Consider the following 23,856-nt stretch of genomic DNA (forward strand, 5'->3'; position numbering starts at 1 on the left):
AATAGGGGCAAACTATAATTCTGTGTTATAAACCTCATTAATAATTTCGATCATTCTTTTCCCACTTTTCGCCAACGTAAGGTTTTCAAAAATGTATTCGCGTGGATTGTAAGCATTTTCATTTAGGCCTTTCAAGAATTTGGTTATTTTGCCTTCGAAATCTTTAAAATCAATAAATGAGCTTCCGCATCTCGAATGGAAAAAAGGAATTGATGTTGCAGGTAATGGTTTTCCGTCATTCCAATTAATGAAGTTGGGATCTAAACAATAGCCCTGATTCCATGCAAGTATAGGCACATTATTCGCCATTGCCTCACAGCATGCGAAACCTTGGCTTTCATGTTCGCATAAAAAGATCATTCCTTTGCATTCGCCTAAAAGAGCTTTGTATTCAGATTCTTTATAACTTCCATATACAATTTCCTTAAAGGAAATTTTGTTTTCTGTAAGGAAATTCAAAATTGGGTGCCTAAGATTTTCATTCCAAAAAGATGAATTCCACCTTATTTTATTGTAGATTAAAATTTCCGTTTTTTTATTTTTTTCGAGTGGTTTCCATAAATCGGTATCAATCCCTGAAAACCAAGTATCTGCAATTTTCTCTCCATAATAAGGGATGTAAATATCTTGTGCCCAATCCGAATGTTGGAGGTACTTTGCTATAGGATATTCGGTTGTTAAATTTGGCCATTCTAAAGGATGGTTCATTAATGCGATCCCAGCAATAATTTTATTCGGTTGTTTATAGCCTTCTAAAGCAAGTTTTCCAGTCCCTAATACAATAATTTGATCTGTAGATTTAATTTCGGCGAAATCACTGTTTTTTCTATAAGAGATGCCAATCTTATCAAAACTTTTGCAAAGATTGGTAAATACCTTTTCTACTCCACTGGTTTTCTTTCCTCTTAATAAGCGTCTTAATATCGATAGAATAAATCTGTCTCCATAAATATATTTGTCCTTCGTAGGCGGTTTTTTAAAATAAATATGGATCACACGCTATAATTAGAAACTATTTTAATAGACTTTGACCATTTGAGTGCAAATCTTTCAAAAACCTCATAAAAAATTAATGACATTATGATACAAGATAAGAGCAAAATTACAAAAAGAACGTACGCATTAATTGCAATACCAACAAAAGCCAATAAAACTAAATCGGCCGTAAGTGTATGTGTAAGGTATAAAGAATAAGAAATTTTGGAAAAAAACTTTACGAATGGAATTTTAAAATTCGCATGGAGAATAATTATGGAGGTTAAATAACCAACAATGCCAGTAACAAAGGATATTTTAAAGCAAAGAAAGGCAGCTAAAGAGAATAGAAGAATATGGCCTTCTTTTAAACTGAATTTTTGTTTTTTAATTAGCAAGGTAATTAATCCAAAAACAAAATAATGAAGATTATGTATAATTGGCATATAGCTTCCGTTTAATGAAACAAAAGAACCGGCCAAACCCAAAACTAACAAAACCACCATGAGTACATACTTGTTTGCATCCCTAATTAGTGGGAAAAATAAGCCGATGATAATGTACAATTGAAACTCTACGCCTAATGTCCAAAAAATGCCAGAATACCATTCGTATGGTGTAAATGGAACAAGGTAGAAAATATTGATAAGAAATTTAGATAGATTAAATCGAGGTTCTAGTATAGCACAAACTACAACAATAAAAATAAAAGGTAAAGTTATTCTCACCCATCTTTTAGCTAAAAATGAGAAGAAGTTTTTTAATTTATAATCTACATTCCAAAGTGAATAAGGGATAATGAAAGCAGAAATTACAAAAAAAATAGGCACGCCCTGTTGCCCATAAATTAATATATTATTTATTGAATAATGCTGGATTTCAGTTGCGTAACTCATGTGCGTAACACAAACTGCAAGACTTGCAACGGCTCTTAATAAATCTAAAGAGAGAATGTTATTTGTTTCTTTCTGGATCACTAAGCTTCCAATAATTTACCTAAACTTACTGGAATACTATGATCGTTCAAGGCTCTTTTTTGGCCATTATCTCTCAATTGTTTTCTTTTCAGTGCATCTGCATTTAATTCTTCGATTTTATCTTTTAAGCTTGTTGTATCTGTAAATACTTCAATTTCCTTCCCAATTTCGTATAACTGATCAAGTCCTTCAGTCCATTCTGTTAAATAGCAGGCACCAAGCATTGGAGCTTCAAGGTCTCTTAATCTAGAATAACTATCTGGTTTAGAAACAGGATATCTAAAGCTTGGATAACGGTTAATACCAATTACAATATTACTTTCTCTTGTAATTTTAATATAATCAGCATGGTTTGGTTTAGGTTTCAGCATTATTTTAAGCTGGTTACTTAAAGGCTGAAATGCCTGTCTTGATTTTAGTTTATTTATAAAAGCCGAAAGTCCAAATTTCTTGATAAATGAAAGCTGATTAATTGTTTTTGTGGTAAATGAAGATTTGGTTTGGATAGGTTTTTCTTCATTAGTTAGCCAGGTTGCCCCATAAATATCAATTAGAAGATCAGTATGTTCATTAAAAAAATCTTCGAAGAACAGTTGCCTTTGAATATCTCTTGATCCGATAAAAGAAAGATTCCCATTCTCAATAGAGAGGGGTTTTCGGTATTGTGGTTCAACCCACATGGGCATTGGAAGGTGCATGGCAGGAATTCCTGCTTTTTTGTACATGGCCAATGCTTTATATTCAGGTACCCAATTGTTATCAAATACTCCGAAAATTTTTGGTATTTTTTTAAAATTTCTTACGTTATCGCAAAAGAAATTTACAGAGAGAACACCCATTTTTTTTATTTCATTTATCGCCTGTTCATCAATTTGGTTGGGATACAGGTAACTTAAAAAAACATCTGCCCCATTGGCTTTTAAATAAAGGAGTGTCTTTTCCCAAACTTGCGATTTCCATCTTAATAAGCTTTCTTCAGTTTGCGGAACCAGTCCGTAAGCCCAGTCTACATCTTCTGCTTCTACCCAAGTATGCCCAGCCTCGACTATACCATTTTTAATATAATATTCCCAAAAACTGTAAGCAGAAATATTGTGCTGAATTTTTGATTGTAGAAATGAAAGGAAAATTTTCAATTGATTCCTTTTAGTAAAATTCGTCTAATTTTCAATAATTTTTCAGTTGCGCTAAAGCCTAATGTTCGATAGCAAAAACCAATAAAACCTTTATCTGGAATAATGAAATTAGGATCGAGCTCTTTAATCCAATTGTAAACTGATTTCCCTTCCATTATATTGTCTTTAGCTAGCCAATGCGAAACGGGCCACAACATTTTAATTCCGGCATTTTTTCTTCTTTGTGTTAGTTGCCCGGAGGCACTAAGGAGTTTAAAGGCCATTTTATAAATTTTAAGCGTGGCTAAACTTGCCAAAAACGCTTCTGAGGCTTTGAAATTTTGCAAACGCTCATTTTGATGCATCCGATGTGCTAAAGTTGGACTTTCGATATAGGACGTTATAGGGTTTTTAAGCGCTACTTCAATAATAAACTGACGATCGTCCCGTGCACCGAATTCCTGCCGATGTGGAATATCTGATATAAAATCCTTTTTAAATAAGTAAGCAGAGTAATGAGAAGAGTCTGTTTCGCCTAACTGTTGTGCAATAAAATCGTCGTTAATTACCCAATTATTTGTTCTTATCAGCTTTTCATCAACTGTATAAACTTGGTTTCCAGCAGCAACTACATCTGCATTTTTTAGTTCTGCCTCTTCGAATAATAAATGGGTAGATGAGGGGAGTAACCAATCATCAGAATCAAGAAAGCGAATATATTTGCCTTGGGTATAACGAAAAAAATTATTTATCGCCCAATCCTTCCCTCGGTTGGCTTGCTGAAAGAAGAGAATGTTTGGCTGTTGTTTTAACCATTCGGCTGTTCCATCCGTACTGCCATCATCAATTACAAGTACCTCAATTTTCAGTTTAGTATCAAAACAAGAGCTAACCGCTTTCTTTAAGCTCCACAATCTATTATAAGTTGGTATAATGATGCTTACATCCATTAATCTATAATTCTTTCTGATTTTTCAACCATTCTATATCCAAATAACAATCTATAAATAGGCCTCAAAGTATTAATTAAAAACAATTTGATTTTGTAAGGCATCGATATGGAAAAGAAAGTAAGTAGTTTTGAAGTGGTTTTGGAATATCCATTAGCTAAAAAACCCATTATTTTTGCTTCTTTAATATATGGATGCAAACGATTATGATGCCCTAAATAGTGAACTATTAGTGGCTCAGCCTTATCCAAAAACCATGATTTTTGATATTGTTTATGGCCAGGAGTATTGTAAAGGATGACTTTTCCATTAAGCAAGTCTGAAGAAACCCCTGATTGAAAATTAACAAATTCTGCCATTATGGTTCCATCCTCTATAATTGGTTTTTGTTCGTATATTTCCATAGCCAGCGCCATTAAAACTTCATCGTTGGGCCGATCTCTTAATCTAACAAATCCAATTTCATCGTATATTTTTTCTAGTTCCCTCGCTTTTGTATAAACTTTGGTAGTTATGTCTCCAGCTTCTAAATAATAAATGCCTCCATTAAACTTTGGTAAGTGAGGCACATTATATTTTTGGCAAATCTTTTCAATATTTCCAAACCATTCGCCTTTTGCAATATAATTTCCGATTACTGAAACAGAGTGATTTTTAAACTTTTCGAATATTGGAAGCAAATTGCCATAAACCAAACAGTCGCTATCAATAAATAATGTTTGGCCGGATGGCGCAAGCTGATCTAAATATAATTTTGGGGTAAAACCTTTCCCCACTTCGTCTTTTTCAACCGAAATAATCTTAGCAAAGGAGGTTACATCTTTAGGTAGATAATGTTCCGAATCGGTAACGATAAAAAATGAGATTGGGCTTCGTGGATTCCAATAGGAAAAAGATCTAGCTAAGTTAATTGCTAAATCTACATAGAGCTTTTTCCCCGTAGCTATTGTTAAAATATTTTTATTCATTACAATCTTTGAAATCTATTCTTTAACAGCTTCGATTGCAAGCGTAAATTGTTTAATTACCCCAGTGTGGGTTTCAATATTATCCAGTTGGGCTATTGAAGATTTTGTAGCTTCAGTTTCATGAATTTTAGAAAAACCAACTTCTCTTAACAAAGCAATTAACGTTTTGCTATCGTAGATAAACTTATGCTCATAATTTAAAAATATATCATTAATAAAGAAGGATATGTTTTCTTGCTCGGGTGCGGGCGAGTAATTTTTAGCATTATAAAAACCTGGTCTAATCCATTCACTCATTACATATTTAATGGCTTCATTTTTTAAAGGATCTTCCTGGAAATAGCTTGTTAAATATTTGGTCAAATCAGGCGTACAAACTCGGAAAACCCCATCTTTCTTTAAAACCCTAAATATTTCAGCAAGCATTTTTTTAGCATCTTTGTAATGAATGTGCTCTATATGGTGTTCACTAAAAACATAATCTAAACTTTTTGAAGGGAAGGGAAAGGTAATATTGGTATTCAGAAAATGAATATTCTGCCTTGCAAGGTAATCTGTATTAAACCAATTCGGTATTTGGTTGTGCCCAGCACCAATGTGTAGAGCTTTTAATCCTGGTTGTTTTAAGTAAAGCTTAATGTTTTTTTTAGTCCGATCTGACCAAATTTTGTGTTTTGCTTTTAAGCCTAGTCTATAAACAAATGGGATACTTTTGAAATTGATCATCTAATTATTTGGTAAGATAGGTTCTTCTTAATTTATCAACCCCTTTTTCTATTGTACAGTAACTAAAGTAACATATAAGCGGGATAAGCACAGTGCCAATTAACATCCAGATTAAATAATATTGGTTATTGAAGTGCTGAAGAATTATGGAGTTTTTTAAGGCTATGAGTGGAATATGTAATAAATATAAACTATAACTAGAGAGCCCTATGGCAATAGGAACTTTAAGCCACTTTTTATACTTCAGAAAAAAGGTCTCCTTATCAATTATCCAAATTAGTATTGGAGCCCAAATTAAAATATTCAGAGTGTTTTTAACTAAGTTGTCATTTCTAAAATCTAAAAAATGTAATCCTGCAAACGAGAGAACAATTAAACAACAGGTTATTGCCCAACTTCTCGATTTAAAAAAATATGGCTGATGATGATATATTTCGCATAACCAAGCACCAAAACACCAACCAAACCATAAATTGGTAAATAAAAATATAACAGGAAGAGATAGGTTATTTGAGGAGTAACTGCATATTGTTATACTTAAAGTACTCACAAGAGCAGAGAATAAAAGCGCCTTATTTATGCCTAGTTTTTGATTGATTGAATAGAATATTGGATAAATAATGTAAAATGCTATTTCTACTGTTATTGTCCATAAAACTAAATTTATACTGTTAAAATATTTAATGGTAAAACCTTGTAGAACAGTTATATGTACAGCTATATCCATTACAGATATAATTTTTTGAGGATTGGTATATCCCAAAACCAATAGCGAAAAAATTATAGAAAAAAAGTAAATGGGGTATATTCTCAAAAATCTGCTGGTGTAGTATTTTTTTAAATTTAAAGATTCTTTCCTTGCTGAATTTCTTACACTAGAAAGGTGAATGCAAAAGCCACTTATTAAAAAGAATAATGGTACAGCATAAGTAGATCCAAGGATGTTGGTATAATTAAAAAAATCACATCCGGTAAATTTGGCTAAAACGCCACCCAATTGCTGATGATAATAAAATACCGAAAAGGCGGCTAAACCCCTAAATAAATCAATTGAAATTAAATTATTCATTAGTCAATAGCCTGTCTATCGATTTTGAAAATAGATCTAGATCAATATTGCAATTTCCCCAGTTAGAATCCGAAGTTTTTTCTCCAACTAAATAATGATAATCTAGATTCTTCAAACTTGCTAAGTTGTAATAACAATCTGTTCGGAAATAATCAGGAGAGAATAATTCTAAGACTCGGCAGTTTTTTGGTACAAATAATAAGTTAAAAAGTTCAGCTCCATGAAATGCGACAACGATTGATGCATTGTTAAAAGTTTCTATTTGCTGATCAAATGTCAATTCTTCAGAATCTAAAATTGTAAAGCCCTTATCTTCTAAAATTACAACCAGTTTATCCTCGTTTATAATCTTTCTAGAAGTATGTTTTCCTCTTTTTATATAATATTTAACCTTCCCAATTTGAGTAGGAATAGATTTTAAATTACGCTCTAAAAATTCAATATCTTTTAATGAGCTTCTGCCTTCGCTACCTGATAGACTGCTGACGTATAGATATTTTAAATGTAGTTTTTCATTGGGTTTAACCCTAATCACTTTTTCTGTTGGTATTGAAAAGAGTGGCAATAAATTAATAAAATGCTCAGGAACTGAATCAGGCACCAAGAAATTATCGATTTGATTAATCACCTTTTCATAAAACCGCACTCTAGATAAAACATCAAAAAACCAGTGATAAACATTATCCGATTTTGAGAACAGAAGAGACGCTGTAGTTCCCTGTATTTGCTTAATATTTAAAGAAAAATTTTGAAAAGGTTTATTGTACTGCTTACCCTTTATGGATGAAATATTAAAGTAATGGGCAAAATCTTCAAAAATATAGTTTCTATTTGTGGCAGTAATACCTTCATTGCCAATAATGAATGAATCTGGTAAGAAAAAAAGACATTTCTCAGTGGTTTTATATGTTTGGTTAATAGTAAAGCCATCTAGATATTCCGTTTGTAAACCACTTGGCGATGGTAGAAAATAGGCTTCCTCTACATCTAATAAATAAAATTGTGCCATTCTATTTTTTAAATAGGGCTTAATCTGATTATTTAATTGTTGTATGTAGTTTTTTGCAGAATGAATGAAACCTTTAGGATAAATAAAAGGAAATTGCTTTAGCAAAAATTTAAGGTTTTCTTTAGTCATTTTGTTTATTTGCCATGCTTAATAAAACTAATCCAAGCCGATGTTTTCCATCCAAAATATTTAGTTACAAATCTATAAAATGGCGTATGTGTATAATACCCTGTAATTTTATCTTTATTTAATTGAGTGATGATTTTTTTTACTTCCTTATATAACTTTAGATTTTTAGGATAAAGTTCTACAGCAATAGCCCAATACAACCGACTAAAAATTTTATCCAATAATTTCTGATCTAGTTTTTTGCTTAAATGAGAATATTTCAACTGGGTTGATTTTATAGCACTTCTAAAAGCTTGATCAGTTGTTAATGAACTTAAATTATCGTTGGATTTAAATTTTCTATAATAATTTATACTTTCTTGAGCATATACTATTCCTTTACTTGCAAGAATAACTCTGCAAAAAAATTCACCATCATCATCCAATGTTAATTCTTCATTCCATGGTCCAGCTTTTTCGATTAGAGATTTTGGAACTAGCCAAGAATTCGGTTGGATCATACCTCCATAATTTTCACCAACCAATCTGGCTCCGTAAAGTTTTGTGAGGAAATCGACAGGATTATTTGTTCCATCGCTAAACCATTCTTTTTCTATTGTTGGCGAAAAGAGATTTTCTCCATCATTGAAGTAGGCGGTAGGCCCAAGCCCTAAAGTATCATCTTTTTCTTCAATAAGTTCAAGTTGAAGCCTTATTTTATCCTGATGTAAAAAGTCATCTGCATCTAAAAATTGAATGTAATCTCCTTTAGCGCGATTTATTCCATGATTTCTTGCTGCGCTTGCACCTTTATTATCTTGTTTGATAATTCTTACTTGATCCGAAATGTATTTTTGGGCAATAAAAAAAGATTGATCAGTAGAACCATCGTCGATTATCAATAGCTCACAATTAGAATAAGATTGGTTAATTGCACTTTCTATAGCTATTGCCAACAATTTTTCGGCGTTGTAAACGGGAATAATGATAGATACCAGGGGATTCAATTATTTAGTTTTTTGTTCTTAACTCTGGTTTTAGGATTCTAATTAATTGTTCTCTTAAGTAAATTCCAAAATATGGATTTATTATACAGAACAGTTTTATCAAGAAAGATTCGTGATCAGGGTATCTTCCGCTAAGGGTTGTAGCCAATTTAACTGCTTTATCTGAAGTTTCCCAATCAGACATGCTTGCCAGCGAAGTTGCATTATGCCATAGCTTATAAGCAATTTCTTTTTGATAGCTATGATTTAGCCTATGGGCATTGATTTTCATAACTTCATAATGCGCCTGAGCACATTTTAGTTGATTTGAAGCCGACATAGAACTCGTTATTCGCCAGTTTATTATCGAAATTTCTTTTTCTGAACCGAAGCTAAAGCCTGCTATTGCCAATTTACAATGAAAAGCAACATCTTCATTGTATAATATTTTGGGATCAACATCATAACCACCAACTGCTTTTAACTTTGCTACATTATATAATCCACAAAATGGATTAACCTGATTTAATATTGTATATCTTATTGGGTCTTTTTTAAGCTTAGAATTATCGAAATCTGATTTTCCAATAAGTTGACCAGTATCTTGCTCACGCCATTCAAAATCAAATAATATTACATCCGGACATTCTGATTTTTTAATCCATTGATGTGCCAAGCTCGTAAACCTCGGAAGAAGTTCGTCATCAGCATCATGAAAATGCAGGTAATCACAATTCGTTTTGCTTAAGAGAATGTTTTTTCCGGCAGAACAGCCAATATTAAAATCGCCCGTAATTACAGAAGCCTTAAATTGTAAAGCAATATTGCGAGTTGAATCAGTACTAGCATCATCATAAACTAAAACCTCATCAAATGGGATAAGCTGTTCGTTTACCGATTTTAATAACCTTGGTAAGTAAGCCTCTGCATTGTAAGCAGGAATACAAATGGCAATTCTTTTCACTAATTGGTTTTTTGCTCCAAAAGTTGTTCAAGAACCAACTCAAACCTTTTTTGAATTTGAAAAGGATTATACTGATTATCAACTAACTCTTTCTGAATATTTTCAAAATTATCGAGAGCAAGTTTATCTTTTATCAAACCCAATTGTATCGACATATTTTCTACAATTGGTCCTTCTAGAATTAACGGCCATTTATTTTCTTTCAAAAATTTATAAAATGGGCTGTTTTCTGGTGTTAATGTTATTATTGGAATTTCTAAATGTATATATTCAATAAATTTGCTTGGAAAGCTGTATAAAGAATCTGGATTCTCTGCTTCGCTAATACCATAATTTACTAGAATTGCCGAGGCATTAGATGCAATAAAAGCAAGCGCTTCGCGATTTGTTGGAAGTGATTTTTTTAAATCTAAATTTTGATGCTTATTTTTTAAATCGTCAAGCTTTTCAAGCTCATTGGTAAGCACCACAAGAGTATAATTGTTTGCCTTTAATACAGGTAAAATTTGATCGAAAAGACGAACGTGATGTTGATCTACCGAACCTGCATAAAGCAAAGTATCTTTTTTCTTTAACGGTATTGGTGTCGTATAACCTTCAGGAATAGGCGGAAGTACTTCATAATTTGCATTTAAATCCTGAAGATAAAGCTTAACCAAGTTATCGGTTACAGAAAAAATATAATCACTTTTTTTTATGGTTTTCTCTCCGTAATATAATCTTGATTGCTGTGCTTTCAGTTTTTTGGTTTTATCATCCCAACGATCGTGCAAAAACAATACAAAAGGAATTTTTATCCGATTGCATAAATTGGCCATTACTACACTATAATAATGATAAAGTACCGAAATGGTTACATCAGGCTTAATTCTATTAACAATTTTTCTAAAAGCTTTCTCTAATAGAAACAGTCTAACATTAACTAAAAAAGAATTATGTTCTCTAAATGGAGGCCACAAACGCCTTCTTAATTTAAAGGTATGGACAAAAAAATTTTTTGGATATCCATTGATCACTTCTATGTTGGAGGCATTTTCTGGAATCAAAATATGAATCTCCCAGTTTTGCAATCTTAAAAAATGCCTTAAAAAAACAATCATACCCGATATACCTTCTGCAGGTAATCTATCGTGGACAAAAAGTAATTTTTTTGGGTTATCCAATTGTGTGTTCACTTAAAATTTTGGAAACCTTTTTTCCGGCTACATCCCAATTTAAATTATTGGTATAAGCCTGATAAGACTTATAACTCAAGTCTTGGTATAAGTTTGCATCCAAAAAATATTTTTTAATAAAACTGACATACTCATCGACTGAAGCATTTAATTCAAATGTTTTTCCGTTTACTTCATCCTTAATAATTGTCGGAATTCCACCTGTTTTTGTTGCTAAAGCTGGAAGGCCATAGGCATTCGCCTCACAATAAACCAAGCCATAACATTCTGCCTGAGAAGGTACAAGCAGAAAATGTGCCTCGTTAAATAAAGTTTCGTATATTTTTTTTTGCTCGGGATTTTTTTTGGATAAAAATCCAATCTGTTTAACGTAAGACGGTTCGGTGCCGGCTGTAAATGGTTTACATCCAGAAATTATCAATTGCGTTTTTATTTCACTTTTGTTTAATTTTTCAGTAATCTCTAGGGCTAAAGGTCCTCCTTTTCGGTTCCAGTCCACTCCCGAAAAAAGTAGTTTGCACGTTTCTATCTGTTTGTTTTTAATAACTTTTTTTATTTCGCTTTCTGTTGGTATTCCAGACAAGTTTGCTCCAAAAGGAACAATCTTAATCTTCGCTTCATCGATCTTGTAATTTGCTCTAGCAGTAGAAGCGGCCCATTCCGAAGCAAAAAAGACTAAAGTCGCGTTATCATATGCTTTTTGTTCTAATTTATTTCCCTGTCTTATTGTTTGCTTGTGCAAAAGAGAAAACTCTTGATAATAATTTACTATCCCAGCAAAGGAGGCATCAACCCAAAAAGCTTTTGGTAAATTTCCCGAAGCCAAAGCAATTAGTTCAGAAGAATCGCTAAACAGAAAATCAACATTAGATAAGTTTTTTAACGCATTTTTAATTGATGCTGAATATTGATTATAAAAGGAAGGATAACGATTTGGCTGAATAAATTTTCCAGTTATTTTTGGATATAATTTTTGTTTTAATTTTAAGATTGGACCAACTTTTGGGCTTGCAACCTGGATATAAATAATTTCATTTTTTGCTTTTTCGAGCGCTTGAGAAATGTAGTATGTAAGGCCAGACCAGCTATGAAGATCGGTTGGGTCTGTATTTGTGATATAAGCAATTTTCATTACCAATTGATTATCCTCAAAAACTTATTAATTACTTTGTTTTTAAAACTAAACCTATTGGATTGTGATTTTGCCAACCAATGGTGCACCATTTTATCTAAAGTATTTCTTGGATCTTTAATGTGAGATGGATTTTTGTTAATGTTGATTGAATAGATTTTTGGCCAATCGGGATACCAGATTGCTAGTTTTTTAAAATGTTTTAGACCAAATTGATCAAACCATAAACAAACTTCTTTATCCCACCAATAATTTCCATCGTCTTTAATATCAGCTAAATAAATTTTATTTTCTGTTAATTTTTTAAGCCATTCCGGATTAATTTTTTCTATATTTTTAACTGGAAGATCGATGTGATGGTATTGTCTATAAATATCAATATTGTTTCTGTGCGGGTGCTTAATTTTTTCGAAACATTCGTACCAACGGTGCTTGCTTAAAAGTCTTTCTTTAAGGGCATACTGAAAATGAAGGATTTTTAAAGCTTTAAAAATTACTTTTTTCTCGGTTAAATCTGATGGTACTCTTGGGCTGTGGATGGTATTGCCCTTATGTTTGCGATTATCATTAATGTATCCAAAAAGCATTTCGCCACCCGTTGATGCATAAAAATCCACAAAATCGGGTAAAATATTTAGCCATGGCAACCAAAATGTAGTTCCTGGAGTTTCATTTTTTAAGGCTTCCCATTCTGGGTTATTATGATAGTTAACTAGCAATTCATCGGCATCTAATGCCATGAATATATTATTGTTGCCTTCAATTTTTCTTGCCTCATCAATGAGTTGAGCTTGTCTTTCTGCTTCATTATAGCCAAGCCCTTTATTTTCGATTAGAATAACTTTTTCAAAAGATTTTGCAATAACAACAGATTCATCGGTTGATCCTTGATCCGAAATAATAATGTGATCTGCCCATAAACTTGCCGATTTTAAAAATATGGGTAAAATCCAAGCTTCATTTTTAATTGGTGTTATACAGATTACTTTTCTAGTCAATTAGCTAAAGTTTAATAATAGCATGAAGCTGATCTCCTGTGTTGGGAATAATAGAAGTAAGTTTGGATAACCAATAGTTGTTATGCTCAAGCGTACTATATTCAATTTCTACAGTCTTTAAATTGAGAGACCTCATTAAATTTCTGACCCCTTTCGACGTAAAATGCCAAAAATGCTGATCCGGAACCCATCCATACCAGATTTTTTTTTGTTTTAAAGGAACAAGGCCTTTAAAATTAGTTTGCACCAAAAGCAATTGCGCACCTTTGTTTAAGTCCGAAATGCTTTTAAGTAATTCTATTGGTTGCTCCACATGTTCCAAAACCTGAGCCATTATAATTAGATCAAACTTTACATTTTCGAAATTTTCATCTGGAAAATAACCCGTCTTAATATTTAGACCGTTATTCCTTGCAATAGCCGAAGCTTTTACGCTGGGTTCAATTCCATAAACACTATAACCTTCGTTTTTTAGAAGCGATAAAAATAGTCCTTGTCCACAACCAATTTCTAAAATATTTCCATTTGGTTTGATATACTTTCCAATCAATTTTAGTTGCTTTAATAAGCTTTTTTTCCATTGCGAAGGCAGATCATTAATAGTATTAAAGCCAAACTGTTGGTGAAAATCTTTTTCCTTATATTCAATCGGTTTGGGTGCTGGGTATGTAAAGGCATTGGTACATGTGTTGCACTCATAAATTTGAACCCTCCCATTAAGTTTTAAGTACAATTTTACATCCGAACTTTTGCATAAACTACAATTAAGCATTATTAGCGATTTTTGTAAGGATTGTTTCTAACTGGTTATGAATAATTAATGGATCAAAAGTCTTTTTATAAAGTTCTGTTACTTTTAATGATTTTTCTAATCTATACGTAGGATTTTGAAGAATGGTAACAGATGCCTTAACTAATTCTTTATCTAATTTGTTGATGTAATTAAAAACTTCTGGATAGCTCTTTGCTAATCTTGCTGAACTACCATATTCTGGCGCTAAAATTAGGATAGGCAAATTAAAACCCATCATGTCAATAAGTTTAGAAGGAAAATTTGTCTCTAAAAATACTTTATCCGTTACATCAAAAGATTGTGCAACCATACAGACATCAATGGTTTCATCAATATAATTAATTAGATTTCTTCGTTCTTTAAAAAACCCAATATTTTTAATGGCTTTATGTTCAGTAAATGGCCCATCCTTAGGGAAACCGGTACTGCTAATGTGTAGCTCAGCATTCAGTTCCAATAAACAATCGGCTAAGAATAGTAAGGGTAGAGCCCCATTACTGATCGAACCAAAGTAGCCGAAAGTTATCTTTTTTTCTGCATTCTCATTATTGATGGATGCTTTAGTGAAGATTGAGCCTCCGATAGGGTAAAGCACATCTCCCCAAACGCCATATCTTTTTTGAAATTCCTCGTTCATACCAGTTGCAACACACAATCGGGCATTAGCAAATTGATAAAATTGTTTTAACCTTTTACGCTTAATAAAATTATTGATAAAATCTGAGCTGATTTGATTTTCAAGATCATCATGGCAAAAAATAACCAATGGGATTTTATGTTTTTTTGATAAACGATAGGCACAAGGTAAAAGATAATCGCTCCAAGTGGTTAAAATCACATCTGGATGATCAATTTTGAATTCATTTTTTGCTTTTAAATAAAGAAGATAAGAAACAATTTCTTCACCAATCCACCTAAGGTGTTTTCTAAAAAAAATCCTTCTAAAAAACTTGATGGCTTTGGTATGAGATAGTTTTATGGTTTCCCATTTCTCTCCTTCTTGATAGCCGGCATACTGATGGGTAATGACTTTCAACTGATGGCCATTTTCTTCAAAATATTTAAAATGCCTATAAATAATTAATGGACCGGCAACATCATTTACAGGTGTAATACTACCTATAAGCCAGATTTTCATTTATAGCCCATAGTTAATTCTCCACTGTTTTGAAGTTTAAATCCATTTTTTAAGAGCTTTGATGTAATCATTTCTCTGCTTTCGTACTCATCATGAATCTCAATGGCAATGCATTTTGTTCTGCTTAAAAAAAATGCAGTTTCCTCGTCGTTTTCAAATAAATACCTTTCAGCACCCTCAATATCAATTTTTAAAATATCTATTGTTTGGATATTGTATTGATTAATTAACTGACTTAAAGTAATAGCGGTAACATCCGAATCGCGTTCTTCCTTAACTTCAACAAGTGAGAATGACCAGCTTTCGCCATCTCTAAAATCTTTGGTTATTTTTAAAAAAGCTTTTTTCCCCCAAACTCCTTTATTAATCACAGTTGTATTTTGAAGATCATTCAACTTTATATTTTGTTTTATGCAGTTTGAATTTTCAAAATCTGGTTCAATACAATAGATAGTTGCTGTTGGAAATGCTTTTATTAAGTAAGTAGTAGTGTAGCCAACATTTGCACCACAATCTAATATTGTGTTTACCGAAATTTTATTTTGCTCAATTAATTTTAATAAAGGTAAATACTCTTGATCTAAAAATATTTGTTTGAAAACATAACTATCGCTTGTTTTCTTTCTTACAAAAGAAGATATTCCGTTTAAATTTTTCACAATAAAACCGTGATCGGCTTTTAATATCTTGCTATTTATTTGGTAAAGCTTTTCTAGTAAAAACCTAGAATGAATTAGGTTTTTAATTTTACCTGTTGAATTAAAATATAGCTCACTTATGAGTGAAATTTTTTCTGTCAAAGAAAAAATTCTAAAGGATTTAATTTTAGCGATTGTTATTGCCAATTTTTCCTGACTTGGATAATTTCTAAAAGAGCAGTTTCAAATGCAACCATCGCATTGCCTACGCTAAAAATGTCTTTGTTTTCAAAATCTTTTTTGCTCTTCTGCATATTTATTTGAAACAACATTTTCTCTGATAGCTCTTCAGTGTTGAGTGGATTAAAATAAGAAGCATAAGCTCCCATTAACTCCCTGTGCCCTTCTAAATCGCTTAATATAACTGGGCAACCTAAATTCGCGGCTTCCAATGGAGGCATGTTAGACGGCCCTAAAAAAGTCGGCATCGTTAATGCGATTGCATTTTTGTAAAAAGTGTATAATTCTTCATTTGATACAAAACCGAGAACTTTAATGTGTTCTCCAAGGTTTTCATTCTGAATATAGTTCTTTATGTAATCTAAATTTCCTTTGTTTGATCCTGTAAAGACAAGTTTTACATTCGGTTTTTCGGCCAATACTAGTTTTAATGAATCAATTAGGATAATATGATTTTTGTGTGCCCAGAATTGTGCAGGATATATAAAAAACTCATTTTCTCTTAATCCATATCGATTTAAAATAGCCTGCTGTTCATCTTTATTTACATTATGATTAATTATTGCCCCAGGAAACATTGGCATTACGAAAATGCGCTTCTCATTTAGATTGGTATATTTAACTAGCTCTTTTTTGCCAGTTTCTGTTTCTGTTAATACCGCCAAAGCCTTTATAATGATCTGTTCGTAATAATGTTTTCTAGATTCAAAGGCTTCTGTAAATTCAGGAAACATATAGGTAGATGAGTGCCCAATATCCCAGTGCGTAGTTACAAAAGGATAATCGAATGTGTTCCCATCTGGATTTGCATAAAACAAAAAGGCTATTTTATTTTCCTGTAAGTGTTGAGCAATGTACAATCCCCTGGCTTTTGCATGCTTGCCTTCAATGCGATTAAGCAATGTCTTGAAATAACCAAATGCTAGTTTTTTTAAAAGGATAATCTTGGTTTTTCTAACAAAATCCTTAAACCCTGCATTTTTAAATGGATGGAAAGAAAGGAGCTGTTTTTTAAACTGAATTTGGCTTTTTCCCGTGAAATCCAAAAAAACGATTTCTATCTGTTCATTAAATTGATGATTATCTATTGCTTTTATAAGCTGCGTAGTATATGAAAAACCTCCACCAGCATTAGGCGCATAGTTCTCGTTAAATGGAATTCCAATTTTTACTTTAAGCATGCTTTTTTGCAATAGAGTATCTTCCGTTTTTAAACAATTTGTTAGTTATAAAGCAAATCATGTACACTTGAATAAAACTTTTCATAACTGCGTTAAAAATCATTATGGATTGTAAAGCAACTTATTAGGACCTGAACGATTTATTTTAGTTTCTTCCTCTATCGTTTGCTCAAAAATATCTTGGTCGGTAGCCTGGAAAGCAGCAATGTCAAAATAAGGAATCACTGAGTTATAATTAGATATATAATTGTGCATTTGATTACTTAAAGAAACATTGTCTGAGTTGGTACTGAGCATAAACCTACCCGTATGATCATAATATGCCAAATATTTGTATCCAAGCTCTTTTATCATCTCAAACAGCAATAATCCATCGTCTCCCGCCTCTCTTAAATGTTGTTCAGAATATTCAAAAAATAAAACAGGATTTTGCCTTCTAATTAAGTTAACTGCACCCTTTAATATTTTAAAATCAAAGCCATCAGTATCGATTTTAAGAAATTTGCAATTTTTGAATAGATGCTCGTTTTGAATAAAAAGATCATCTAAAGTATTTATAGTTATTTTATTGTTGCTTGCAGACAGATCTATTTTTAATGTTCCACTATCGTATTTAAGTTCCCCATCAATTATTTCTGCCTTTTCGCCTAGGAAAGAATTAATGGCTACAACATTGTCAAATTGTTTAATGTTGGCATTTAGAAGTTTAAAATATTTATCATCCCCCTCAATACATATTATGGGTACGTCTGATAGCTGTTTAATAATGGCAACACTGTCTCCAATATTTGCACCCACATCAATTACACTCGAATCGGCAAATTTTTGCTTAACACTCTTAACCAATCTAGAAAGATTTTTATCATAGTTTTCAAATATAAATTTCGAATTATGAATATGACTATGATTCAGTTTCATAATATAATTTCCAATTTTTTTTTCGGTAATCTGATTTGGATCAGTATTATCAGTTAAGGAAATTTGAATCCCTATTGATTGTAAAATTTTCTTGAATAGTTTTTTAATCATGAGGCCAAAGCCGATTTAGTTTAACGCGTAAAAAACATTTTAATGTTAGTTGCTATTTTTCTTATTCTATTTTTAAAGTAGCGACTATCTTTTTGTACTTTTAGTTTATTGCCGTAAAAATCGCTCCGCCCACTATAGCCCAATTCCATTGCCTTTAGTATTTTAGGTAAAACGATGGGTTGAAGAGTTTCAAGCTCTAGCTTTTTTTGAAGTAAGGGAGGGTTTAAGTTAGTTGTATTATGTGTTGCACTACCAAGATATAAATGCTGTGAAGTTGAGAAATTTGGGTATAATGTAAGCCAATTATTGAGAACACAAACTGCCAACCATTGAATATCCCAAGTATTAAATTGTTGTTTTATTTGGGCCATTAGCATTCCCTCCATATCAGAATTATTGTTGAGATTAAATTTTTTCATTAATCTCCTTTCTTTCAGTTCCGATAATAATTTCTCTGCATCATACTCATACTTATTCCATCGGTCTGCCCAGGTTCCCCATCCCCAGCAATCTGCAAATGGAGCAAAAAATGTAGATGGAAACTTTGATCCATTTGCAAAGAAATTACATGATCCTATTTGTCCAACGCGTTTATCCTCTCGATATAAGTCTAAAGCATCGTTTATGTAGGTGAGGAAATATGGCGACAAATTAAGATCATCTTCCAGAATAATTACTTTACCGTATTTATTTACTGTGTCAGTTACCCCAGTTATAATCGAATTTGCTAAGCCAATATTTTTTTCGGATTCGATAATAAATACTTCGTTGCACCACTTGTAGCTATAAATTAATTCTCTTACACTTTTAATTTTATCGAGCTCAGCCTGATTCACATTTTCCTTTACACCATCAGCATAAATGTAAAGTGTAGACTTGTTTGCAAGTTCGTTTTTAGCTAATGAGTCCAAGAGTATTTTGGTGTTCTCAAATCGGTTATAAACAAAAAGTACAACAGGTGCTAAATTCATGCAACAGGCTTTAAAATCCAGTTCTTCATCAAAATCCCTTTTGGTTCTTCGCTTTTTATTGCAAAGCCGCTCCAGAATTGTGGCGCAATAACTTTTGCATTTTTTTTATTTAAATATGCTCCCCACCAGCTAAATGAGCTATTAGAGATTACACAGGTATCAGAATGAACTAAAAACTGAAAATCGGTAATGGCGTTGCTGTTAGAAACATATTTATTATGGATGTAAGAGAACTCATTTTCTACAAATGTTGGATCATCGGAAATGAATACGAAGAAATTTTTTTCAAAATCGAATTCTGAAATCACATCATGATAATAAGCTATTGGCAATGCAAGTTTAATCTCCAAATAATCGGTTCTTCGGACATGAATTGCTATAATATTTTTGTCTTTTGGGAAATTAGCTGTTATTTTTTTAAAAGTAACTTGATGACGGTTTTTGACTTCGAAAAGATGCTTGATTTCATCTTTAGCTGATGAAAAATAATCTTCTGATTGAAAAAAACCTTGGTACATTAATCGGTCTGCAATTTTATATTTTTGTTCATTAAACAATAATTCATTAGAAAATGCTTCTATTTTTAAGCCCAAAGAAATTTTAACTCTCTGATAAAATATCCTCTTTAAGTGATGGCTCAGGAGGTTTTTAAACCCTTTAATTCTAAATAAATAAGTATCAAGAAAATGGATTGCATCCTTTTTAACATTAAAGTATTCGGTTAGTAAATAAGGTTCGATACTTTTATCTAGATAAAATTTAACTCCTAATTTTTTCGCAGTGGCATGGGCAAAAGCATATTGAAACAATTGATTTCCCATCCGACCTTCAATTTGTACTGCGATCAAATCTTTGTCTTTTTAAACCAAAAACAACCACAACCCCAATTTTGGGCATCAGATTGTTCTTTGGTTGCATTTTTTATAATTCCAACGTTAACATGATCATCGGGAATCAATGAAAACTCTATTAATTCTAATGGCTCAAAGTGTAAAAGAACTTGCTCATAAGAATAAATGCGATGAGCATTATACTCGATAACAGGTTTGCCAATAGGAAAAACAACTAATAAATCTCCGCCCTCAGCAAGAACCCTTTTTAGTTCAGACATTGCTTTTAAATCCCCATCATAATCTATTGGGTCGCCATATCTTCCTAAGCCAACATGTTCCAGTGTGTGCATACATGATAAGGAAGAAATCGAATTCGAATCAAAATGAAGTTGAGTTAAATCTGCATGCTCCGATTTTAAATTAGATAAATGAAGATTTGCAGGCCGATAGTCGTAAAATTCAAAAGGAACAAATGCAGATACAAGCGTACAAAATGTTAATGTAGAGCTAATATCAACGTGTTTTATAGGTTTAGTTTGAGCTAAAATTCTCGCTGCCCAAGCGGGGTGATAAGTATAATGAGGTTCAATATTCGTAATAGAGGTTTTATCAGTTAAGATAGGATAAAAATTATAACGCTTGCTGAACCTTATATTCGTTTTTTTAGAGCTGTTTTTAAATTTTTTCAAATCAGCATGATAGGATTTATAATTTTTAAATACAGACAAAAGACCCTTTAAAGTCTTATTGAGGAAAATAAAAAGAAACGAAGTTTTTAGTTTGTTTTTAAATTTATAAATTATGGTTTGTGTATTACTATTCAAATTTTATTAACCTTAATATTTTATTTATCATTCTCCTATACATACTTTGCCTAGGATATACGCTTAAATATAATTTATCTTGCACAATGTCATAGTATCTTAATTTACTAACTGTATCAACAAGAATAATTGGTCTCTTGTGCAAATTATAAAACCAATTATACTTATTCTTAAACATATAACTTACAAATTTTTCATCTATCCTGTCAAAATACGGAAGTAATGCAAACATAATTTTTAGAGAAACCGTCCACATTTTTTTATGTGCGTCGTTAATATAGTAAGAGGTGTTTTGAAGCCTGTGAAAATAATGGGTATGTTCTAATACTATAAATTTAGAATTCATTATTGCTTGCTTAAGACCAAATGTCCATGTATCTAAGGCACCTACACCTTCTGAATAGCCATTAACTTTGCACCAGCTTTTTTTTGTAAATAAATAATTTCCATGTTGAGCTGGAGTATTACTTCCATTTAAAAAGTCGCTTAGAGGAGTTTCTCCTTTTGGTAATGTCCAAGTATATTGAATATCTAATGTCGTCTCTGAAAAATAATGCTGATGTTGAAAGGATGCAGCATCAGCATTATTGTCAATTAAATAATTTTTTAATGAACAAATCGAATTGGGTTCCAAAACATTATCACTATCTAAACAAAAAAGCAGATCATTGTTTGAGTTTTCAATAGCTGTATTTCTTGCGGAGGAGCCTCCTTTGTTCCGATAATGATTTATTATTAAAATTTCAGGATATTTTTCTTTAGCCCTTAACAATACCTCAGATGTTAAGTCTGTTGAACAATCGTTAACAATTACGAGTTCATCACCACTTTCAAAATTGCCGACCATAATCGAATCAATTGATTCCTCTATCGTATTTTCACAATTATAAGCTGGGATAAAGTAAGAGATGCTGTTATGCATAATGCTAGGCTAATTCAAGATTTTTGTGGTACTTAAAGGCAAGTATTTTCTTCTCAAAAAACTGATAACTTAAATGAGAAATCCCGATTACAATACCTAAATAAGTTAAGAAAATCGTAATTTCTAATATTGGATGGTCTGCCAATAGTTTTAAGCCCCCAAAAGGTTCAATAATGAGGCGTAAAAATGCAATTAAAGGATTATGAAAGACATAAATGCCATAAGAAATTCTTCCCAAATATTCCATTATGTCCGACTTGAAAAACCATGAAAAAATAGGTTTATTTAAGATAAACGGTAAGATTAATGAAACTGCTAACAGGTTTACTAGATCGTATAAATAAAATGTCCTGATGTTTATCAAAAAGTATTTTGTCGGCTGAGCTAACCAAAATCCCGGAAAATTATATCCCAAACTTTTCCCTTCAATTAAAAAATATCCAGCTTCTCTTAAAAAGTATAACTGAATTAAGCCAACACACAAGAAAACTGAAGCAACAACGAAGAAAAATAAATAGGTTTTCTTGATTTTGAAGTCAAATAAAACTAGTGCTGCGCCGGCGGCCAAAGCATCTGCCTGGCAGACGGGATTACTGTAAATAAATTCTCCTAACCAATATTTATCCTCAAAAATATTTAGGCCATAAATACATGCCCATAAACGTATAAGTGGACAAATGATAAGAATTGCAATCGTAATTCTTTTTAAGTTTTTTAAAGAAGCATAATATACTATAAATGGAAAAATTAAATAAAACTGTTCTTCGACTGCTAAAGACCATAAATGCCCAAAAAATTGGTTTGAGCCATCGGCCAGATGAAATAAGTATCTAAAATTAATCTTTAAATTATAAGTATAAGTTAGGTAATAAGGCATGTCTTTTATAACTGCATTGTAACCTCCCATCCAAAGCTCATTTTTTAGTAAGCTCGGCATATTATAACTTAAAAGTAGTATTACTGCACTTAATAGCGCTAGAAATAAGTAATAAAGTGGGAAAATTCTTAAGAAACGTTTGTAGTAAAAACGCCCTAGATAATTTCTGATTGTTCTCCCTTTTTTTTCTTCCAACAATATTCTGGTAATTAAAAAACCAGATAGAACAAAAAATATATTAACACCTATCCAACCAAATTTTAAAGAAAGAAAATTACTAGGCCAATGCGTAGATATTACCAAAAGAGCTGATAGAGCTCTAATGCCATTCAATCCTTCAATATAATTAGCAGCTTTAGGAGATTGAAGCATTTAAATCCATAATTACATACTTACACCACTTTTGGTAGTATAAGTTGTCGAAGAATATTTTCTTTGCAAGTTTCCCTTTTTTGAGTGCTTCTCCTTTATTAAGGTTCTTTAATAGATGCGATAATTGTTCAATGTCTTTAACAAAGTAGCTGCAATCATTCCAGTTTATATATTTTTGAAATGGGCGAACATCAATATCGCCAATTAGGCATGGAGCTACTCCCAGTTGCATGGCTTCAAAAAATCGAAACGAATTGGCACTTGTTCCCCTTGGACAAAGGGCAATGTAAGATGCCATGATATTTAGGTTAAATTGTTTCCCTTGAATCCATCTTTTATAAAATCTTGTAGGCAAGTTGCCTCCTAAATTAATTTCCGGATTATCTTGGTAGACATCGAAAAGCTGTTTTCTTAAGGGATGAGTTCCAATGGATCCATTAAATGAACCAATAAATTTCTTTTTAACAGGAAAAAGTGGTCGCTTGTGAAGCGCACATAGAATTGGAATGTCAATACCTTTGTTAATGGTTCTTGCTGCTGTAAATTCTAAAGCATTTCCCAAGTTTAATAAAGTACCCCCATCGAATTGAGTTATCGTAAAGGTTTTTTTTGAATCAATTAGTATATTGTTAACCTTATACTGTAATGTATCCAAACCTTCTCTATTTTCTGCAAAGCTGTGGTTGATGTGCCATCTCGTCCAAAAGACTGGTAAATAATGCCAATTTGCTTTGTCAGAATCTGGAGTTAACAATTCTGGATTTTTATTTAACCAGATTAAAAAATCCTGTTCTACTCCATAATCTACATTGTGATTTGGGTAAATAAAGTTTTGAGGTGGAGGCTGAAGAACCTTATTGACAGGAAGAATAAATATTTTCACAAA

The 23,856-nt window shown here is 32.0% G+C and carries 24 protein-coding genes; all 24 read right to left on the reverse strand.

Annotated features, from left to right (window positions below; all coding sequences use genetic code 11):
• Positions 1–12: 12 nt before the first annotated feature.
• Positions 13–996, reverse strand: coding sequence for a glycosyltransferase (locus H7U22_RS17240; protein ID WP_187072587.1), 984 nt, complete (start codon positions 994–996; stop codon positions 13–15).
• Complete coding sequence (locus H7U22_RS17245; protein ID WP_187072588.1) at positions 993–1,952, reverse strand: acyltransferase family protein; 960 nt, start codon at positions 1,950–1,952, stop codon at positions 993–995. The genes H7U22_RS17240 and H7U22_RS17245 overlap by 4 nt, the downstream gene beginning before the upstream one ends.
• Positions 1,952–3,088 (reverse strand): glycosyltransferase family protein, encoded by a 1,137-nt coding sequence (locus tag H7U22_RS17250; protein WP_187072589.1) that lies wholly within the window; start codon positions 3,086–3,088, stop codon positions 1,952–1,954. Before H7U22_RS17250 ends, H7U22_RS17245 begins: the two co-directional genes overlap by 1 nt.
• Positions 3,085–4,017, reverse strand: a complete 933-nt coding sequence (locus tag H7U22_RS17255) for a glycosyltransferase family 2 protein (protein ID WP_187072590.1) — start codon at positions 4,015–4,017, stop codon at positions 3,085–3,087. Before H7U22_RS17255 ends, H7U22_RS17250 begins: the two co-directional genes overlap by 4 nt.
• On the reverse strand, positions 4,017–4,985 hold the full coding sequence (locus H7U22_RS17260; protein WP_187072591.1) for a hypothetical protein: 969 nt from the start codon (positions 4,983–4,985) through the stop codon (positions 4,017–4,019). The genes H7U22_RS17255 and H7U22_RS17260 overlap by 1 nt, the downstream gene beginning before the upstream one ends.
• 15 nt (positions 4,986–5,000) lie before the next feature.
• Positions 5,001–5,711 carry a class I SAM-dependent methyltransferase gene (locus H7U22_RS17265; RefSeq protein WP_187072592.1) on the reverse strand — a complete coding sequence of 237 codons (711 nt, stop codon included), beginning with the start codon at positions 5,709–5,711 and terminating at the stop codon, positions 5,001–5,003.
• Between the two features lie 4 nt (positions 5,712–5,715).
• On the reverse strand, positions 5,716–6,780 hold the full coding sequence (locus H7U22_RS17270) for an acyltransferase family protein (protein ID WP_187072593.1): 1,065 nt from the start codon (positions 6,778–6,780) through the stop codon (positions 5,716–5,718).
• On the reverse strand, positions 6,773–7,918 hold the full coding sequence (locus H7U22_RS17275) for a glycosyltransferase family 61 protein (RefSeq protein WP_187072594.1): 1,146 nt from the start codon (positions 7,916–7,918) through the stop codon (positions 6,773–6,775). Before H7U22_RS17275 ends, H7U22_RS17270 begins: the two co-directional genes overlap by 8 nt.
• A gap of 5 nt (positions 7,919–7,923) precedes the next feature.
• Positions 7,924–8,904: a glycosyltransferase family 2 protein gene (locus H7U22_RS17280; protein ID WP_187072595.1), complete on the reverse strand. Its 981-nt coding sequence runs from the start codon at positions 8,902–8,904 to the stop codon at positions 7,924–7,926.
• 4 nt (positions 8,905–8,908) lie between these two features.
• Complete coding sequence (locus tag H7U22_RS17285) at positions 8,909–9,847, reverse strand: glycosyltransferase family 2 protein (RefSeq protein ID WP_187072596.1); 939 nt, start codon at positions 9,845–9,847, stop codon at positions 8,909–8,911.
• The gene (locus H7U22_RS17290; RefSeq protein WP_187072597.1) at positions 9,847–11,010 is read right to left on the reverse strand and encodes a glycosyltransferase family protein; all 1,164 of its coding nucleotides are present in this window, start codon (positions 11,008–11,010) and stop codon (positions 9,847–9,849) included. The genes H7U22_RS17285 and H7U22_RS17290 overlap by 1 nt, the downstream gene beginning before the upstream one ends.
• Entirely contained in the window at positions 11,003–12,154 is a 1,152-nt protein-coding gene (locus tag H7U22_RS17295) for a glycosyltransferase family 4 protein (protein WP_187072598.1), read from the reverse strand. The genes H7U22_RS17290 and H7U22_RS17295 overlap by 8 nt, the downstream gene beginning before the upstream one ends.
• Complete coding sequence (locus H7U22_RS17300) at positions 12,154–13,152, reverse strand: glycosyltransferase family 2 protein (RefSeq protein WP_187072599.1); 999 nt, start codon at positions 13,150–13,152, stop codon at positions 12,154–12,156. The genes H7U22_RS17295 and H7U22_RS17300 overlap by 1 nt, the downstream gene beginning before the upstream one ends.
• 4 nt (positions 13,153–13,156) lie before the next feature.
• Positions 13,157–13,924 (reverse strand): class I SAM-dependent methyltransferase, encoded by a 768-nt coding sequence (locus H7U22_RS17305; protein ID WP_187072600.1) that lies wholly within the window; start codon positions 13,922–13,924, stop codon positions 13,157–13,159.
• On the reverse strand, positions 13,917–15,083 hold the full coding sequence (locus H7U22_RS17310; RefSeq protein WP_187072601.1) for a glycosyltransferase: 1,167 nt from the start codon (positions 15,081–15,083) through the stop codon (positions 13,917–13,919). The genes H7U22_RS17305 and H7U22_RS17310 overlap by 8 nt, the downstream gene beginning before the upstream one ends.
• Positions 15,080–15,928, reverse strand: a complete 849-nt coding sequence (locus H7U22_RS17315; RefSeq protein ID WP_187072602.1) for an FkbM family methyltransferase — start codon at positions 15,926–15,928, stop codon at positions 15,080–15,082. Before H7U22_RS17315 ends, H7U22_RS17310 begins: the two co-directional genes overlap by 4 nt.
• The gene (locus tag H7U22_RS17320; RefSeq protein WP_187072603.1) at positions 15,919–17,142 is read right to left on the reverse strand and encodes a glycosyltransferase family 4 protein; all 1,224 of its coding nucleotides are present in this window, start codon (positions 17,140–17,142) and stop codon (positions 15,919–15,921) included. The genes H7U22_RS17315 and H7U22_RS17320 overlap by 10 nt, the downstream gene beginning before the upstream one ends.
• A gap of 102 nt (positions 17,143–17,244) precedes the next feature.
• Positions 17,245–18,171: an FkbM family methyltransferase gene (locus H7U22_RS17325; RefSeq protein WP_187072604.1), complete on the reverse strand. Its 927-nt coding sequence runs from the start codon at positions 18,169–18,171 to the stop codon at positions 17,245–17,247.
• 20 nt (positions 18,172–18,191) lie between these two features.
• Positions 18,192–19,142, reverse strand: a complete 951-nt coding sequence (locus tag H7U22_RS17330; RefSeq protein WP_187072605.1) for a glycosyltransferase family protein — start codon at positions 19,140–19,142, stop codon at positions 18,192–18,194.
• Positions 19,139–19,990 (reverse strand): alpha-1,2-fucosyltransferase, encoded by an 852-nt coding sequence (locus tag H7U22_RS17335; protein ID WP_187072606.1) that lies wholly within the window; start codon positions 19,988–19,990, stop codon positions 19,139–19,141. Before H7U22_RS17335 ends, H7U22_RS17330 begins: the two co-directional genes overlap by 4 nt.
• Positions 19,987–20,664 (reverse strand): DUF268 domain-containing protein, encoded by a 678-nt coding sequence (locus H7U22_RS17340; protein ID WP_222621891.1) that lies wholly within the window; start codon positions 20,662–20,664, stop codon positions 19,987–19,989. Before H7U22_RS17340 ends, H7U22_RS17335 begins: the two co-directional genes overlap by 4 nt.
• A 127-nt stretch (positions 20,665–20,791) precedes the next feature.
• On the reverse strand, positions 20,792–21,721 hold the full coding sequence (locus tag H7U22_RS17345; protein WP_187072607.1) for a glycosyltransferase family 2 protein: 930 nt from the start codon (positions 21,719–21,721) through the stop codon (positions 20,792–20,794).
• 4 nt (positions 21,722–21,725) lie between these two features.
• Entirely contained in the window at positions 21,726–22,970 is a 1,245-nt protein-coding gene (locus tag H7U22_RS17350; protein WP_187072608.1) for an acyltransferase family protein, read from the reverse strand.
• Complete coding sequence (locus tag H7U22_RS23420; protein WP_187072609.1) at positions 22,954–23,853, reverse strand: exostosin domain-containing protein; 900 nt, start codon at positions 23,851–23,853, stop codon at positions 22,954–22,956. The genes H7U22_RS17350 and H7U22_RS23420 overlap by 17 nt, the downstream gene beginning before the upstream one ends.
• Positions 23,854–23,856: the final 3 nt, after the last annotated feature.

Origin of the sequence: Pedobacter fastidiosus, assembly GCF_014306625.1 — a bacterium.
GTDB lineage: Bacteria > Bacteroidota > Bacteroidia > Sphingobacteriales > Sphingobacteriaceae > Pedobacter > Pedobacter fastidiosus.

What these genes read in the sequence shown, in the direction of transcription:
- H7U22_RS17255 (WP_187072590.1), bottom strand. Translation starts at nt 4,017, where the DNA reads ATGGATGTAAGCATCATTATACCAACTTATAATAGATTGTGGAGCTTA.
- H7U22_RS17260 (WP_187072591.1), bottom strand. Translation starts at nt 4,985, where the DNA reads ATGAATAAAAATATTTTAACAATAGCTACGGGGAAAAAGCTCTATGTA.
- H7U22_RS17265 (WP_187072592.1), bottom strand. Translation starts at nt 5,711, where the DNA reads ATGATCAATTTCAAAAGTATCCCATTTGTTTATAGACTAGGCTTAAAA.
- H7U22_RS17270 (WP_187072593.1), bottom strand. Translation starts at nt 6,780, where the DNA reads ATGAATAATTTAATTTCAATTGATTTATTTAGGGGTTTAGCCGCCTTT.
- H7U22_RS17275 (WP_187072594.1), bottom strand. Translation starts at nt 7,918, where the DNA reads ATGACTAAAGAAAACCTTAAATTTTTGCTAAAGCAATTTCCTTTTATT.
- H7U22_RS17295 (WP_187072598.1), bottom strand. Translation starts at nt 12,154, where the DNA reads ATGAAAATTGCTTATATCACAAATACAGACCCAACCGATCTTCATAGC.
- H7U22_RS17305 (WP_187072600.1), bottom strand. Translation starts at nt 13,924, where the DNA reads ATGCTTAATTGTAGTTTATGCAAAAGTTCGGATGTAAAATTGTACTTA.
- H7U22_RS17310 (WP_187072601.1), bottom strand. Translation starts at nt 15,083, where the DNA reads ATGAAAATCTGGCTTATAGGTAGTATTACACCTGTAAATGATGTTGCC.
- H7U22_RS17320 (WP_187072603.1), bottom strand. Translation starts at nt 17,142, where the DNA reads ATGCTTAAAGTAAAAATTGGAATTCCATTTAACGAGAACTATGCGCCT.
- H7U22_RS17325 (WP_187072604.1), bottom strand. Translation starts at nt 18,171, where the DNA reads ATGATTAAAAAACTATTCAAGAAAATTTTACAATCAATAGGGATTCAA.
- H7U22_RS17330 (WP_187072605.1), bottom strand. Translation starts at nt 19,142, where the DNA reads ATGAATTTAGCACCTGTTGTACTTTTTGTTTATAACCGATTTGAGAAC.
- H7U22_RS17345 (WP_187072607.1), bottom strand. Translation starts at nt 21,721, where the DNA reads ATGCATAACAGCATCTCTTACTTTATCCCAGCTTATAATTGTGAAAAT.
- H7U22_RS17350 (WP_187072608.1), bottom strand. Translation starts at nt 22,970, where the DNA reads ATGCTTCAATCTCCTAAAGCTGCTAATTATATTGAAGGATTGAATGGC.